The organism is Psychrobacter sp. H29, assembly GCF_059073055.1.
The window spans coordinates 1400956-1416683 of the sequence record NZ_JCACRY010000001.1; the positions used below are offsets into that span (position 1 = coordinate 1400956).

The 15728-nt window shown below is 42.8% G+C and carries 12 protein-coding genes; 6 read left to right on the top strand and 6 right to left on the bottom strand.

Going from position 1 to position 15728, the window contains the following annotated elements; genetic code table 11:
- Positions 1 to 3: 3 nt before the first annotated feature.
- The 3 genes from AC5JP1_RS05475 to leuC form a co-directional block, all read right to left on the bottom strand.
- Complete coding sequence (locus AC5JP1_RS05475) at positions 4 to 720, bottom strand: hypothetical protein (protein ID WP_493843455.1); 717 nt, start codon at positions 718 to 720, stop codon at positions 4 to 6.
- Between the two features lie 150 nt (positions 721 to 870).
- Positions 871 to 1521, bottom strand: coding sequence for a 3-isopropylmalate dehydratase small subunit (gene leuD, locus AC5JP1_RS05480; protein WP_319050174.1), 651 nt, complete (start codon positions 1519 to 1521; stop codon positions 871 to 873).
- Positions 1522 to 1663: 142 nt separating this feature from the next.
- Entirely contained in the window at positions 1664 to 3082 is a 1419-nt protein-coding gene (leuC, locus tag AC5JP1_RS05485) for a 3-isopropylmalate dehydratase large subunit (protein WP_493843456.1), read from the bottom strand.
- 505 nt (positions 3083 to 3587) lie between these two features.
- Between leuC and AC5JP1_RS05490 the strand changes: the two genes are divergently transcribed.
- Together AC5JP1_RS05490 and putP are read left to right on the top strand one after the other, a co-directional pair.
- Complete coding sequence (locus tag AC5JP1_RS05490; protein ID WP_058023799.1) at positions 3588 to 4460, top strand: LysR family transcriptional regulator; 873 nt, start codon at positions 3588 to 3590, stop codon at positions 4458 to 4460.
- Positions 4461 to 4921: 461 nt separating this feature from the next.
- Entirely contained in the window at positions 4922 to 6421 is a 1500-nt protein-coding gene (gene putP / locus AC5JP1_RS05495) for a sodium/proline symporter PutP (protein ID WP_493843457.1), read from the top strand.
- A 523-nt stretch (positions 6422 to 6944) separates the two neighbouring features.
- On the opposite strand, the gene AC5JP1_RS05500 is transcribed toward putP, so the two are convergent.
- The 3 genes from AC5JP1_RS05500 to AC5JP1_RS05510 all read right to left on the bottom strand — a co-directional run bounded on the left by AC5JP1_RS05500 (position 6945) and on the right by AC5JP1_RS05510 (position 10439).
- The gene (locus tag AC5JP1_RS05500; protein ID WP_319050171.1) at positions 6945 to 8369 is read right to left on the bottom strand and encodes an outer membrane protein transport protein; all 1425 of its coding nucleotides are present in this window, start codon (positions 8367 to 8369) and stop codon (positions 6945 to 6947) included.
- Between the two features lie 378 nt (positions 8370 to 8747).
- Complete coding sequence (locus tag AC5JP1_RS05505; RefSeq protein WP_493843458.1) at positions 8748 to 9950, bottom strand: OmpP1/FadL family transporter; 1203 nt, start codon at positions 9948 to 9950, stop codon at positions 8748 to 8750.
- Positions 9951 to 10181: 231 nt separating this feature from the next.
- On the bottom strand, positions 10182 to 10439 hold the full coding sequence (locus tag AC5JP1_RS05510) for a SlyX family protein (RefSeq protein ID WP_493843459.1): 258 nt from the start codon (positions 10437 to 10439) through the stop codon (positions 10182 to 10184).
- 237 nt (positions 10440 to 10676) lie between these two features.
- Here AC5JP1_RS05510 and AC5JP1_RS05515 point away from each other — a divergent pair, with 237 nt between their 5' ends.
- The 4 genes from AC5JP1_RS05515 (at position 10677) to AC5JP1_RS05530 (ending at position 15679) form a co-directional block, all read left to right on the top strand.
- On the top strand, positions 10677 to 12620 hold the full coding sequence (locus tag AC5JP1_RS05515; RefSeq protein WP_493843460.1) for an ATP-binding cassette domain-containing protein: 1944 nt from the start codon (positions 10677 to 10679) through the stop codon (positions 12618 to 12620).
- A 533-nt stretch (positions 12621 to 13153) separates the two neighbouring features.
- Positions 13154 to 13738, top strand: coding sequence for a ubiquinol-cytochrome c reductase iron-sulfur subunit (gene petA / locus AC5JP1_RS05520; RefSeq protein ID WP_319050167.1), 585 nt, complete (start codon positions 13154 to 13156; stop codon positions 13736 to 13738).
- A 22-nt stretch (positions 13739 to 13760) separates the two neighbouring features.
- On the top strand, positions 13761 to 14966 hold the full coding sequence (locus tag AC5JP1_RS05525) for a cytochrome b (RefSeq protein WP_319050424.1): 1206 nt from the start codon (positions 13761 to 13763) through the stop codon (positions 14964 to 14966).
- Complete coding sequence (locus AC5JP1_RS05530; protein WP_493843461.1) at positions 14966 to 15679, top strand: cytochrome c1; 714 nt, start codon at positions 14966 to 14968, stop codon at positions 15677 to 15679. Before AC5JP1_RS05525 ends, AC5JP1_RS05530 begins: the two co-directional genes overlap by 1 nt.
- Positions 15680 to 15728: the final 49 nt, after the last annotated feature.

Consider the following 15728-nt stretch of genomic DNA (forward strand, 5'->3'; position numbering starts at 1 on the left):
TTATTACGCTTTGATCTTTTTGGCTTTGGATGATGATACAGTTTTTATGATGTCAGTTTCTACAAACTCACCTTGATGCTCAGCCCCCAGTTGCTTACAGAAGCGGCGCTGAACCTCATTACCTTGCAATAGCTCAATACACAAAGGCTCAGGTGATGCTGTTTCTAGTAGGCTACCAGGCTTTTTGCTCATGTTTTTTTGATAAGCACGTAACTGATAAGTACCTGCTACAGCAAAATCATGAATCATCGCAAAACGCTCAATATAGCCCATATTGTTTTCTGGATAAAAATTAACATGGACTTCGTGTTTTGCAGGCAGTACTCGAGCATAGTAATTGGTCAACCCAGGCATACTAGACGCTGCTAATGGCACTATCTTTATAGCATTTTTATTGATAAGAGGCGTCATATCCATACTTGCAGGGGCGTTTATCGCACCTTGGTAACTCGGCATATCTACTACAATCTGAGGATTGACTGGTTTGTGACTGTCAGGCGCGATGATGAGCGTCTTGTCTATTTGCACAATTTCACAGTGATAAGTGCCCACACATGCGATGTTCACTTCCCCATCGATAGGTTGAATTTTACCTACCCACGCTTGCGCACTTTTTGCCTCGTCTATTTTTTGGTAACCCGTCAGCAGCTGACAGCCTGACAAAAATAAGCTTGCAGTAACAATGGTGCTTGTCCATAGAGCATAATGTTTTTTATTCATAATGGCGGCTACTATTTGTAAGAGAGATAATAAAATATTGTAAAAACCACCTTTCATTTTAGCCAGTTCACCGCCATAACTCAACGCTGCGTTACGCCTGTCCGGTAGTTTTGTAAGCAATAACGCATAAACTCATCGTCGACCCACCAGCTAAGCGCGTACGCTATTGAATATCCATGGCGTTTTTTGCATCATTTTATGCTCATAGTCTTTGATAGCATCACTTTGCTGCAATGTTAAGCCAATATCATCAAGTCCATTGAGTAAGCAATGTTTGCGAAAAGCATCGACATCAAAGGCGTACTCTTCGCCTGTTGGCGTGATAACCACCTGACGCTCTAAATCAGCGGTAAGCTCATAGCCTTCATTGGCAATCGTGGCTTTCATTAGAGTATCTACAATAGCTTCGTCTAAAACAATCGGGAGCATACCGTTTTTGAAGCAGTTATTATAAAAAATATCTGCAAAGCTTGGCGCAATGACGGTGCGAAAGCCATACTCTGAAAGCGCCCAAGGGGCATGTTCACGACTAGAGCCACAGCCAAAGTTTCTGCGTGCCAGCAATATGGTAGCACCTTGATAACGCGGTTTATTCAATACGAAGTCTGGATTAATGACGCGTGTACTATTGTCCTGACCTGGATAGCCTTCATCCAGATAGCGCCAATCGTCAAATAGATTTACGCCGAAGCCTGTACGTTTAATAGATTTCAAAAACTGTTTTGCGATAATTTGATCGGTATCGACATTTGCGCGATCAAGTGGGCAAACGATGCCGGTTTGGGTGTTATAAGCTTGCATAAAATTTCCTATCAATTGTATTTTTGCTGGCGGAAAACTTTGATGAGTCAGTAAAACGGCAATCAATCTCTCACTGATTCAAACAATATACTGGCATAAGTCATAACTATATATACCAGTTTTCAACTCATCTTCATCGGACCTAAAACGTACGAACATCCACAAAATGACCGGCCAATGCTGCAGCGGCTGCCATTGCTGGACTCACCAAATGCGTACGTCCACCGTTACCTTGACGACCTTCAAAATTACGGTTAGAGGTTGAAGCGCAGTGCTCTTGTGGCTCAAGTTTGTCTGCATTCATCGCAAGACACATTGAACAACCCGGTTCGCGCCACTCAAAGCCCGCTTCAGTAAACAAAGCATCCAAACCCTCTGCTTCTGCTTGCAATTTTACTTGTCCAGAGCCTGCAACGACGATAGCTTCTTTGACGTTATCAGCAACTTTACGGCCTTTAATTACCGCTGCTGCATCACGCAGATCTTCAATACGAGAGTTGGTACATGAGCCAATAAAAATACGATCAAGCTGGATATCTGTTATTTTCTGACCTGCCTCTAGCCCCATATAGGTATAAGCGCGTAACCAGCCCTCTTCTTGCGCTTCATCAATAGCTTGATCAGGCGTTGGTACAGATTGCGTGATATCTACCACCATCTCAGGTGAGGTACCCCAAGACACCTGAGGCGCTATTTGACTACCATCGATTTCAACCACAGTATCAAATACCGCATCATTGTCTGAATATAGTGTGCGCCAGTAAGCTTCCGCTTGTGGCCACTGTGATTCATCAGGCGCATACGGACGACCTTTGACATAATTTATCGTCGTATCATCAACTGCTACCATACCTACGCGGGCACCGGCTTCGATGGCCATATTACAGACGGTCATACGACCTTCCATACTCATGTCTTCAAATACTTGACCTGCAAACTCAATCGCATGTCCTGTGCCACCCGCCGTACCGATCTTAGCGATAATAGCCAATACGACATCTTTTGATGTCACACCAGTACCCAGTTGACCAGTAACACGGATCTGCATGTTTTTTGATTTCTTTTGAATCAAACACTGCGTTGCCAATACATGCTCAACTTCAGAGGTACCGATACCATGAGCCAAACAACCAAGCGCCCCGTGGGTGGCTGTGTGCGAATCGCCGCAGACAACGGTCATACCAGGTAGTACTAAGCCTTGCTCAGGACCAACGACGTGCAAAATGCCTTGACGCGCATCATTAATGGTAAACTCAGCAATATCAAACTTGGTACAGTTCTCGTCTAAAGTGACAACTTGCAAGCGTGACACTTTGTCTTTAATACCAGGCACACCTTCTGAGCGCTCTTTGGTGACAGTCGGTACATTATGGTCAGGACTTGCGATATTGGCAGATAGGCGCCATGGTGCTCTATTGGCAAGCTCTAACCCTTCAAAGGCTTGTGGACTGGTTACTTCATGTAAAAGATGACGATCGATATAGATTAAGCTCGAACCATCATCGCGCTTGGTGACTTCGTGAGCGTTCCAAAGTTTGTCATATAATGTTTGACCGGCCATGATGCTATCCTTTATTGATGACTAATGACTTAATTTTCGCAGACTTACTCAATGGCAAGCTGGGATTTTATCTATTTGAATGGTTGTTTAAATATTATGCTGGTCTATAACGTTGTCTCTACAAGCGTGATAATTATCTATGCTGTTTAGGTTATACCCTTTAAATTATATTCTTTAGGCTATGGTTTTTAAGGCCAAAAGTAAGACTGCTAATTTTTCAATCGCTATTTTTAGACCCGTAGTCAAACCAGTAATACAGATTGCTTACCTATAACTTGCACTCTATGACAATTATCAGTGCTCAAAGCATGTCTTTGTGTCGTAAATAATCAGGTTTGTAGAATAAATATGTGACAATACGTCTTGATGTCTTGTGATTATAGCAGGCAAATCCTATAATAATAATTGATGATTTTTAACCAGATGCAAACTTTTATTTCTAATACGTTATAATTAGATACGCCAACTTTTATTTATAGCTCATAAAGTAGCTAAGGACACCCGCTTGAACACTACAAACTTGACGACATTCGTTACCGTTATGCACACCGGCAGTATATCAGGTGCAGCAGAAAAGCTGTTTATTACTCAGCCGGCCGTCAGCAAGCGCATCAAAAACCTAGAAGATGAATTTAACATTACTCTGTTCGATACTGTAGGGCGCGGGATTGTACCTACTCAAGCAGCCAGCGAGATGTTACCACATGCCAAGCGCTGGTTAGAAGATTATGAGAATTTTAAGATTAATCTACAGCACTCTCAGCATATTGTATCTGGAAAGCTTGTGATTGGTACGAGCCATCATATTGGCTTACATCATCTAGCACCAGTACTGAAGCATTTTATCCAGACTTATCCAGCAGTCCAGTTAGAAGTGCATTTTGTTGATTCAGAAAAAGCGCACAAAGCGGTATTGGATGGTGATCTGTCATTGGCATTTGTGACACTACCGCCTGTATATGATAAGCGTTTAACGTATCACACGCTATGGTCAGACCCGCTCTACTTTATGACCGGTACGTTATCACCTTTGGCTACCAAATCGAATGTCACACTAGAGCAGCTAGCGCGTTACCCTGCCATTTTACCCTCTGCCAATACTTTTACCAGTCAGATCACCTTGGCTGAATTTGCTAAGCATAACCTAAAGCCATATGCCACGATGAGCACCAACCCTCTTGAGTCCATTCGTATGTTGGTCTCTGTTGGACTTGGCTGGTCCGTGTTGCCACAAACAATGGTCAGTCAAGATTTAGAACGTATCGATATGGCTGACAATATCGAATTACAACGCTATTTAGGTGTGGTTATCAATCCAAAGTTAACCCAATCTAGTAGCGTGACTGCATTATTAGACCTGCTTGCACCTATCGAGTAAAAACCGTTTGCTATAACAATTTATCAGATTAAGCTATTCGCATTTGTGACTGCCATGCGTTATAATGCGCTTGACGTTGCTTTAATAACAAAAACTTACCACAGGGACACTGATAGTCATATATCGAATACTTCTAGTAAGATATGATGGTTAACAGTAAGTTTAATGGTTTCATCTGATTGATTATGTAGGTTGCTAATACTCATATATAAATAGCAGATGCGAGCAATAATAAATAAGCGGAATGCGACATTCCCGTTGTTCTCTATCTCTATATGAGTGCTAGCCATAGAGCCATCTCAATCATATAAAACTACATTAGATACTGAAAAAAGCCATTATGTCTCACATTAATGGCTTTTTTTGTCTTTAGATATTGTTTTGAACATCGCCTTGTAGGATGAAGACTTTTATAGTTAAAAAATAATTACAGCCAACCATGTTGGTTAAGGATAATTTATATGAACGGAGTTTCTAGTGGCGTGCTGATATCGCTTGGCGCCTATTTTTTAGTGATGATAGGGATTGGCGTCTATGCTTACTTTAAGCAAGCCAATGATACTGAAGGCTACATGCTTGGGGGTCGTAACTTGGGCCCAGCGGTAACTGCACTATCAGCAGGCGCCTCAGATATGTCAGGTTGGTTATTACTTGGTCTTCCAGGCTATATGTATGCTGACGGTGTCGTCAGTGTATGGATTGCACTTGGTTTGACCCTTGGTGCCCTTCTAAACTACATTATTGTAGCGCCTCGCCTTCGTGTTTATACCGAAGTAGCTGACAACGCTATCACCTTACCAGATTACTTTGCCAACCGCTTTGAAGATAAGTCGCATATGCTACGCGTCATCTCTGCAGTGGTTATCATCTTATTCTTTACCGTTTACACCGCTGCAAGTTTAGTAGGTGGCGGTAAGCTTTTCGAAAGCTCACTTAACCTATCCTATAGTACTGGTCTGTGGGTTACTGCTGGTGTCGTTGTTGCTTACACGTTATTCGGCGGCTTCCTAGCGGTATCAATGACGGATTTTGTGCAGGGTGTTATCATGCTTTTTGCAATGGTAATCGTACCTGTCGTTGCCTTTACTGATCTTGGTGGTATTTCTGCCACAAGTGAAGCAGTTAGAAACATTGATCCAAGCCTATTAAATGTGACTAGCGGTATGAGTGTCATCGGTATTATCTCACTCATGGCATGGGGTCTTGGTTACTTCGGTCAGCCGCATATCATCGTACGTTTTATGGCTATTCGCTCGGTTAGAGATGTACCGACAGCACGTAATATCGGTATGAGCTGGATGGTTGTTAGTCTTATCGGTTCATTGATGACTGGTTTTGCGGGTCGCGCATATGTACAAAAAACAGCGATGACGCTTGATGATCCTGAGACGATTTTCTTAGTATTTACTCAGTTCTTGTTTCATCCATTGGTTTCAGGTTTCTTGTTAGCTGCGATTTTAGCTGCCATCATGAGCACAATTTCATCACAGCTGTTGGTGGTATCAAGCTCTCTAACCAAAGATGTTTACAAGCTATTCTTTGATAAAGACGCGCCAGAAGCTCGTCAGGTATTGGTTGGTCGTATCTCAGTGATAGTCGTTGCTATTGTCGCTATTATGTTAGCCTCTAACCCAGATAGCTCAGTGTTGAACTTGGTTTCTAATGCATGGGCAGGATTTGGTGCAGCCTTCGGTCCGTTGGTTATCTTTAGCTTAACATGGCGTGGTATGAACCGTAACGGTGCTGTCGCTGGTATGGTTGTTGGTGCGTTGACAGTTATACTATGGATCTATGGTCCGTTCCAAGTCGATGGTATGGCGCTTAACAGCTGGTTATATGCTATCGTTCCAGGCTTTATCTTAAGCACTATCGCTATCTTTGCCGTTAGTATTATGACTGGTGGTCCAAGACCTTCAGTATCTGCTAAGTATAAAGAGATGGAGCTTAACTTAAATAAATAAGTTGATACACTCGCTTTATTTTATGATTAAAAAACCTCGCCATTAGTGGCGAGGTTTTTTTGACTTTGCTTATCAGTATCTTTTAACTACAAGCTAAACAGTCGCGATAAGTGAAGCAATTGAGATAAGTGGAGCAAGGCGTTGAAGCACTATACAGGTATCTGTCCTTGCTTGGCTAACGATCCAGCTATCATAGCACTAGACGTATACCTTGCTAAAGCATCGATAGTAGAGTGGCTGTATCCCGTCATTGGTGACTCACGAAGATGACTTGAAAATTCATCGAGCACCTACAACGTATCTTTTATAGATATAAAGTTAGCATCAACGTATAGATAAACAATAGATAGTAGCTACAAAGCTAAACGCTGTTATTGTAATAGCACTCGTCCCCCCCCCAACTGACTATGATCACATAACCACCTATACTCAAAACCTTATATAACAATCACAATATTACAGTCCACAAAAAAGCGACCTATTGTAGGTCGCTTTTTCATTATCTAACAGTTACATCAAGAAACTATTTTCCCTGATAAGACAGTTTTACACCAGCGATGAAGCCATCATTGTCTTCAAAATCAGCAACGATTTTATCGCTAGGTAGCTGACCTTGAGCATCACCGAACCATAAGTATTTACCGCCAGCTGATACTGCCCAGTTTTCAGTTACGTTGTACTTGGCACCAAGACCGACACTATAGTAGCCTTCAACAGGACCTAATGATGTTGTTGGATCGCCAGCACCACTATCCCAACCAACCGTACCACTAACAGCTAACGCTGGTGCAATACGCTTGGCAAGACCTAGCTCTACTTGCCATTGGTCATCATCATACTCAACCAAGTTTAATCCATCAGGGCCATAGCTGATTTTACTAGTATCATTATAAAGTGGTGGTGTGATAACGAAATCACTCCATGGCACCCAGCGCACTTTTGCCGTAGCTAAAGTCGTTGGGTTAATACCTGTTTGGAAATCAAAGTTGACTGATTTAGGAGTAGAAATCTCATAATTACTCACTCTGTTTGACAGCGCTGCTGCCTGTTCTGGCGTAGCTCCTGCTGATATAGCTCTAATCGCTACCAAAGGATAAGACTCAGATATTTCTACATCATGATCAATTTCAGAACGGTAGGTCAAAGCAGCTTTCAAAGCAATTTCAGGCTTACTAAAAGATACACCTGCGATATAACCATAATCCATATCAGGATTGCTATTTGAGGTATAACCAGAAGCAGGACCGTAAGCTAAGCCGCGCAGTTTTGTTTCTGCTTGAATACGCTGTGCTACTGGACCACCATAAATTTGAAAGTTTTTATTCGCACCAAACTTCATCCCAAGAATACCTGTTAAGCTCTGGCTACGAACTTCAACATTAGTATTTTCACCAGCACCAGTAGCTTCTGCTGTTGCTACTGCTACTGCTCCACGCAATCCATCCAAACTTGCTTGTTGTTCATCGGTCAACAAACCAGCAGTTTCTCCTGGTTCAAGTTGAGATATACCAAATTGTGCTGCTGCAAGGCTCGGAGCAGCACCATCAGTAATAGACGCGATGGAAGCATCAATGTCTCCTTGCCCTACAAAATTACCTTGCGTGTATTCAGCTGCTGCGCCAAAAGGCTCATCGTATAAAACACCAATACTGAAAGTATCGTTGATATCAGTTTTTACACCATAACGGAAGAAATCGTAAGACTCGGCAATATCACCCGTTGCATTACCACGTTCATAATCGTTTTGAGATGGGTTAGTATTAGCACTATCTCTACCACTGACATCAGCATCGATGTAAGTATAGACAGCTTCAGCATAGGTACCATCTTGAAAAAAGGCGGTGACATCTTGACCTGAACGATCAAGACCAGCAGCGTTGGTTACGCTAGCGAAAGAAAGAGCGGCAATTGCTACTGCAAGGGTTTTCAAGTGAAAGGTAGTGCGCATTATGTATCTCCAACGGTCCTTGTTGTATTACTACTTTAATAATCAGTATTTAGCATGAATTTACTAAACATTGAAACTATCAAAGTCGTGTCCTAAGTTGAATACTAATGCCTTTTTGACACTAAAACAACAATTAAAGTGCTTTATTTCTCAATTATGACTGAACAGTACAAATAAGATATTAGTGAAACATTGTTTTTTAGTTTTTATTTCATCCTGATATTTACATTGCCGAGTAATATCAACAATCTAAATATGTTGGTTCACAATATTTCAAACCAAACGTGTCGAGAAGTATGGCATAAAAAAAGCGACCCTTAATAGAGTCGCTTCTTTTATTACTAGACGATAAAAATTATTTTATAGTGAAACTATGATTTATTGAGCTTGGTAAGAAACCTTTACACCCAATACAAAACCGTCATTGCTTTCAAAATCACTAACGATGGTTTTACTTGGGATTTGACCTTCGGCATCACCGAACCATAAGTACTTACCACCAGCAGATACTGCCCAGTTTTCGGTCACGTTGTATTTGGCACCAAGGCCAGCGCTATAGTAGCCTTCGATAGGTCCTAGTGAAGTTACAGGGTTACCTGCTCCGCTATCCCAACCTACAGTACCACTAACAGCCAATGCTGGTGCGACACGCTTGGCTAGACCCAACTCCACTTGCCACTGATCGTCGTCATAACTGACTAAGTCTAAACCATCTAAAGGTATACCAGCACCAGCAGGTGTTGTTGCAAGTACTTGGCTGACACCATTATATAGCGATGGGGTAATTGCAAAATCGCTCCATGGCACCCAACGCACCTTTGCAGTCGCTAGCGTTGTAGGGTTGATACCTGTTTGGAAATCAAAGTTTATTGACTCAGGAGTAGTAACCTCAATAGTATTGGTACTATCTGTTGATAACCCTACTCTTGGAGCAAAAGGATAAATTTCAGCCGCTTGCGTGTTATGTTCGATTTCTGAACGGTACGTTAATGCTGCTTTTAATGCAATTTCAGGCTTACTATACGCCACACCGGCGATATAACCGTAATCTTGATCAGCACTAATATGTGTTGTATAGCCATTTGCAGCACTATAAGCAGGTCCACGTAACTTTACATCTGCCTCTACGCGCTGAGCAACTGGGCCACCGTATACTTGGAAGTTTTTGTTTTGACCAATTTTTGCACCAAGGATACCAGTAATACTTTCTGTACGTACTTCTACATTCGTACCTTCACCTGTTGCATCTACAAAGTTGCTATCGCCTACATAATCAGCCGCTGCACCGAAAGGCTCATCATATAAAACACCAATGCTAAAGGTTTCGTTGATGTCTGCTTTTACACCATAACGGAAAAAGTCATAAGACTCTGCAATGTCATCGATCTTATTGTCTGAAGAGTCTTCACCTGTCACATCAGCGTCAATATAGGTATAGACAGCTTCAGCATAGGTACCATCTTGTAGGAATGCGGTGACATCTTGACCTGAACGATCAAGACCGGCAGCACTAGCAACGCTAGCAACAGAAAGAGCAGCGATAGCTACTGCAAGAGTTTTTAAATGAAAAGTGGCGCGCATTTTATATCTCCAAACATCCGCATTGTTTTACCGCTATATCTGATTTTTCTAGATAAGCAGTATCCGAGGTCGAAGATAGTAAAGATTTTTTAACACTAAAACAACTGCAAAAACACATTATTTCCGAATTATGACTTCATAGTCACCAGACGTTACTATTATTCAAAAATGCTCATATAGTATTGATTAATTACCAGCTGTATGTCTTATTTACGTCTGTTTTTGCACTTGTTAGTAATGTGGTGGGCGGTCTGCAATGACATCGAATGGTGCAATACCATTATCTGTATCCTGTCCCTCAATTTGTTTGTAAATCAGCTGAAGTTGACGCTGTAGGGTCTGAATGTCCTTATCTTGACGTGCAATAACCTCATCGAGTCGCTCTACTGTGACCTCAAGATGCGTCAAGCTCATTTGTAGGTCAATCACTTGGTTTTGCAGGTCATCTTGCATATTATAAGCCTCGTTTTTGTTATCAGATTGGTTCATATGGTTCTCTACAGTATAGTGAGTATAGATCGGAGGGCGAGTAGTAAAGTGGTTGATAAATACTGGACACCAGCGGTAAGCCTATGATGACAATCACAGAATGTCAGTTGTTGATCATCGCCATAAATAGTACTGATAAAACCATTTACTCGCACTACAGTTAGGCGGTGGCATGTTATACTGCTGGCAATTTTGCAACAACCCCTACCTCACTATTATATAAGCTTAAGATACTCTATGGCACTGATACATTTAAAAGACATTCACTTAGCCTTTGGCGTCGCACCTGTTCTTGATGGTATTGATTTTTCTATCAACTCAGGTGAGCGTGTTTGTTTGATTGGCCGTAATGGCGAAGGCAAGTCTACTCTATTCAAACTTATCAATGGCTCATTGCAGCCTGATAGCGGTGAGATTATCACTAATAGCAGCATGCGTGTCGCTATGCTAGAACAGGATGTCCCTGAGTCTAGTGGTCGTATATTAGACATCGTCATGGGCGGTAGTCGCCGTACAGCTGACTTGCTCATTAACTATAACAAGCAAGTCGATATGTGTGCCAATGGCGATATGGATGCTTGCGAGCATATGGCGACATTGCAACATGATATCGATGCGGTACATGGCTGGGATTTAGAACGCGATGCTAGGCGTCTTATCACCACCATGGGACTTGATCCAGACGATGATTTGTCATCACTCTCGGGTGGCCGTAAGCGTCGCGTGTTACTTGCGCGCTCACTTGTGACTAAGCCTGATGTACTCTTACTTGATGAGCCAACCAACCATTTGGACGTTGAAAGTATCGAATGGCTTGAGCGCTTCTTGCTTGACTGGCAAGGTCTTACCTTATTGTTTGTGACCCATGATAGAGCATTTGTAAATAAGCTATCGACTCGCATTATTGAGCTTGATCGCGGCCAACTGACTAGCTACGACGTGACACAAGGCGAAGGGGGCTATGCACGCTACCAAGAGCTAAAAGAACTACAGTTACAGGCTGAAGAAAAGAACAACGCTAACTTTGATAAAAAACTGGCGCAAGAAGAAGTATGGATTCGCCAAGGTATCAAAGCACGTCGTACCCGCAATGAAGGCCGCGTCCGTGAGCTAAAAGCCCTACGTGAAGAGCGCAGTGAACGCCGTGAGCAAGTGGGCAACGTAAACATCACCATGGGTCAAGGCGAGAAAAGCGGCAAGCTTGTCTGTAAAGTTAAAAACTTACATCTTGAATACGATGGTAATGTACTGGTAGATGATTTTACGACCACTATTATGCGTGGCGATAAGATTGGTATTGTCGGCCCTAACGGTGCGGGTAAAACTACGCTTATTAAAGCCCTACTTGATATGTCTGATGCCGAAGTTACCAAGTCTGGTAGTGTAGAGTTAGGTACTAATCTGAAAATCGCATTCTTCGATCAGCTGCGTGATCAATTGGATCTTGAAGCAAGCGTTGCACAAAACGTTTCGGAAGGTTCTGACTTTGTCGAAGTTGGCGGTCGCAAGACACACATCATGAGCTATCTGCAAGACTTCTTGTTTGCACCAGAGCGTGCGCGTACCCCTGTCAAAGCACTGTCAGGTGGTGAGCGTAACCGTGTTTTACTTGCCAAGCAGTTGCTAAAGCCTGCCAATATCTTGGTGCTCGATGAGCCAACCAATGATTTAGATATGGCAACGCTTGAGCTGCTAGAAGAGTCTGTAGCCAGCTTTGGCGGTACGATATTGCTGATCAGTCATGATCGCTCATTCATGGACAACGTCGTTACCTCTACATGGGTGTTTGGCGAAGATGGAGACGGTAAAGGTGTGGTCAATGAGTATGTTGGTGGCTACCAAGAGTATTTGGTGCAAAAAAACCGCGAAGAAGCCGCGCGTGCGGCAAAAGCACCAACCAATAATGTCACTAGCAAAAAAACAGCAAACAAATCTGGCACAGATACCAAGCCAAATAAAGCTACTAAGAAGCTAAATTTTAATGAACAGCGCGAGCTGGATAACTTACCAAAAGAAATCGCGGCGCTCGAGACTGAACAAGCTCAGTTGCAAGAAAAATTGGCTGATGGGTCTTGGTTCAATACCGACGTAGATGCTGCGACTGCCGCAAGTGAGCGTTTATTAACGATCGAAGATGAGATGATGGTTAAACTTGAACGCTGGAGCGAACTAGAAGGTTAGCAACTCGCTATCTGTCTTTGTTTAGGTATGCCTTATCTATTGCAGCAGGTTATAATCAATAGCCTGCTGCAATAGATAGATAGGTATTTATATCTAGACAAAAATGATGACTGTCATGATAAAAACATCACCACTTCATTATATGTAGTGGTGATGTCTATTTTATAGTGATTTACAAAACAGTTAGGTAGTGAAAGTTAGTGAACATTGCCTTGATTTCAAGTATCATTCGCTGTTGCTAAAAATCCTTATTAATTATAAGGTCATCGCACTCACAATCCTGATCAAAACAGAGTCGACGTTACACATTGATAATCCAGCTGTTTTGGTTTGATTGTCATATTCAACCTTATAATATGTCCTATCAAGGTTGCTTTATTTTTAACGCAATAATTTATTTTATCACCGAAATAGCTTAGAATAGCAACAATTAGCAAAATTAGGCACAGCTAAAGTGGCTTGATATTGTATATTTTCTAAGCCACAAACCCAGTGTGGGATAATCCCATTTCATTCACCTGGAGGAAGTATTAATGAGCCAAGCCGAAGGCGTTAATGTACAACGCCGTAGAGTTCTTATTGCCTCAACTGCCGCAATTGGTGCAGCTGGGGTAGCTGCCGTGGCGACACCTTTTGTCCGTTCTTGGTACCCAAGCGCTAAAGCTGAGGCTGCAGGGGCTGCAGTAACCCAAGATATTGGTTCTATCGAAGATGGACAAATGATCGTTGTCAAATATCGTGGTAAACCTATTTATGTGGTTAAACGCACAGAAGACATGGTCGCAGGACTAGAATCAGTCAAACCTTTATTATCTGATCCTGAGTCTGATGCGTCTCTACAGCCAGAATATTGCAAAAACCCTACTCGCTCTTTAGAACCAACCGTATTGGTTGTGGAAGGCGTTTGTACCCATTTAGGCTGTGCACCAAACTACCGTCCTGATGTGGGCGCGGTTGATTTAGGTGGTAATGATTGGTATGGCGGATTTTTCTGTCCGTGCCACGGGTCAAAATATGACTTAGCAGGCCGCGTATACAGTGGCGTTCCTGCACCGCTTAATTTACCCGTTCCAGAATATGGTATGGATGGTACCATTTTGACGGTTGGGGAGGCTTAACATGAGTATAGGTAAAAAGTTAATGCACTGGGTGGACGCGCGTTTTCCGGCGACTGAAACCTATGAATACCATATGTCGAAGTACTACGCACCAAAGAACTTCAATTTCTGGTACTTCTTTGGCGTGCTATCGATGATTGTACTGGTCAACCAATTGGTGACTGGTATATGGCTGACGATGATGTACAACCCAAGTGCCGAAGGGGCATTTGCGTCTGTTGAATACATCATGCGTGACGTAAAAGGCGGTTGGCTCATTCGCTATATGCACTCAACTGGCGCCTCTGCGTTTTTCGTGGTTGTGTACCTGCATATGTTTAGAGCCTTGCTGTACGGTTCATACCAAAAACCTCGTGAGCTTATCTGGCTTATCGGTATGGGTATTTACCTAGCATTGATGGCTGAAGGTTTCTTCGGTTACCTACTACCGTGGGGCAACATGTCATTCTGGGGTGCACAGGTTATCTTGAACCTACCTGCAGCGCTACCAGTCATTGGTGACGGTCTTGCTGAATGGGTACGTGGTGACTATATCATCTCTGGTATCACCCTAAACCGCTTCTTTGCTCTACATGTTGTTGCTATTCCGCTAGTCCTAGTAGGTTTAGTATTTATGCACATTGTAGCGCTACACCATGTGGGTTCAAACAACCCCGATGGTATCGATATCAAGAAACTAAAAGACAAAAACGGTGTGCCACTGGACGGTATCGAATTCCATCCTTACTACACTGTGCATGACATGGTTGGTATCGTTGTATTCTTTATCTGCTTCTTTGCAGTGGTGTTCTTCTTCCCAGAAGGCGGCGGCTTCTTCCTTGAGCCACCAAACTTTGAGACGGCAAACTCACTGAAAACGCCAGCGCACATTGCACCAGTATGGTACTACACACCATTTTATGCCATCTTGCGTGCGGTTCCAGATAAGCTTGGCGGTGTGATTGCGATGGGTGCGGCTATTGCGGTATTGTTCTTAATGCCTTGGCTAGATAGATCTCCTGTTCGCTCAATGCGCTACAAAGGTATCTTGTCTAAGATTGCCCTGACTATCTTTGCTATTAGCTTTGTTGTATTGGGTTACTTGGGTGCGACACCTGCAACGCCAACAGCAACGTTGATGTCTCGTATATTCACGGTTCTATATTTCTTGTTTTTCTTACTGATGCCGTTCTACACTGCTATCGAGAAGTGTAAACAGCCACCAGAACGCGTCACCGGAGGTCACTAATGAACACGCTAATTAAATCCCTAGCTGGTCTAGGCTTAGGCGCGGCATTGACCTTAACTGCTGGTACTGCCCAAGCAGCTGGTGGTGGATGTGGTACGTTCACCAATGCTGAAGGTGTTGACGAGCAATTGGCCTGTAGCACTGCCCCTATTGATTTTACTAATAAGGGCTCGTTACAGAACGGTGCAAAGATCTTTATGAACTACTGCGCTGGGTGTCACTCAGCAAAGTATGTTCGTCATTCGCGCATTGCCAAAGATTTAGAGATACCACCTGAGTTGGTCGAAAAATATCTGATGGTTACCACTGATCAAATCGGTGACCATATCGATGCTGAGATCGATCCTGAAGTTCAAGCGTCTTGGTTTGGTGCTGCACCTCCCGATCTGTCACTTGAGACGCGCTTGCGCGGTGATGACTGGGTATACACATACCTACTATCGTTCTATGAAGATCCAAGTCGTCCTTGGGGCGCTAATAACTTAGTACTGGCAAATGCTGCTATGCCTCATGTATTGCACAATATGCAAGAAGAGCTAAGCCAAGAAGAGTTTGAATCTGAAGTTGGTGACTTGGTCAACTTTATGGCATGGATGGGTGAGCCTGCTCGTCATGATCGTCAAGTCATCGGTTTCTTTGTGATTTTATTCTTATTAGTGTTGCTCATCCCAGTATACTTATTGAATAAAGAATTCTGGAAAGACGTCAAATAAGTCATTATTGATAGATATTTCTTAGAAATGAAAAAGGCACTACTTCGGT

Excerpts from the sequence above, each read along its gene's own strand:
- AC5JP1_RS05530 (WP_493843461.1), top strand. The coding sequence starts at position 14,966 with ATGAACACGCTAATTAAATCCCTAGCTGGTCTAGGCTTAGGCGCGGCA.
- leuD (WP_319050174.1), bottom strand. The coding sequence starts at position 1,521 with ATGCAAGCTTATAACACCCAAACCGGCATCGTTTGCCCACTTGATCGC.
- AC5JP1_RS05475 (WP_493843455.1), bottom strand. The coding sequence starts at position 720 with ATGAATAAAAAACATTATGCTCTATGGACAAGCACCATTGTTACTGCA.
- AC5JP1_RS05510 (WP_493843459.1), bottom strand. The coding sequence starts at position 10,439 with ATGAACCAATCTGATAACAAAAACGAGGCTTATAATATGCAAGATGAC.
- leuC (WP_493843456.1), bottom strand. The coding sequence starts at position 3,082 with ATGGCCGGTCAAACATTATATGACAAACTTTGGAACGCTCACGAAGTC.
- petA (WP_319050167.1), top strand. The coding sequence starts at position 13,154 with ATGAGCCAAGCCGAAGGCGTTAATGTACAACGCCGTAGAGTTCTTATT.
- AC5JP1_RS05525 (WP_319050424.1), top strand. The coding sequence starts at position 13,761 with ATGCACTGGGTGGACGCGCGTTTTCCGGCGACTGAAACCTATGAATAC.
- AC5JP1_RS05515 (WP_493843460.1), top strand. The coding sequence starts at position 10,677 with ATGGCACTGATACATTTAAAAGACATTCACTTAGCCTTTGGCGTCGCA.
- putP (WP_493843457.1), top strand. The coding sequence starts at position 4,922 with ATGAACGGAGTTTCTAGTGGCGTGCTGATATCGCTTGGCGCCTATTTT.
- AC5JP1_RS05505 (WP_493843458.1), bottom strand. The coding sequence starts at position 9,950 with ATGCGCGCCACTTTTCATTTAAAAACTCTTGCAGTAGCTATCGCTGCT.
- AC5JP1_RS05500 (WP_319050171.1), bottom strand. The coding sequence starts at position 8,369 with ATGCGCACTACCTTTCACTTGAAAACCCTTGCAGTAGCAATTGCCGCT.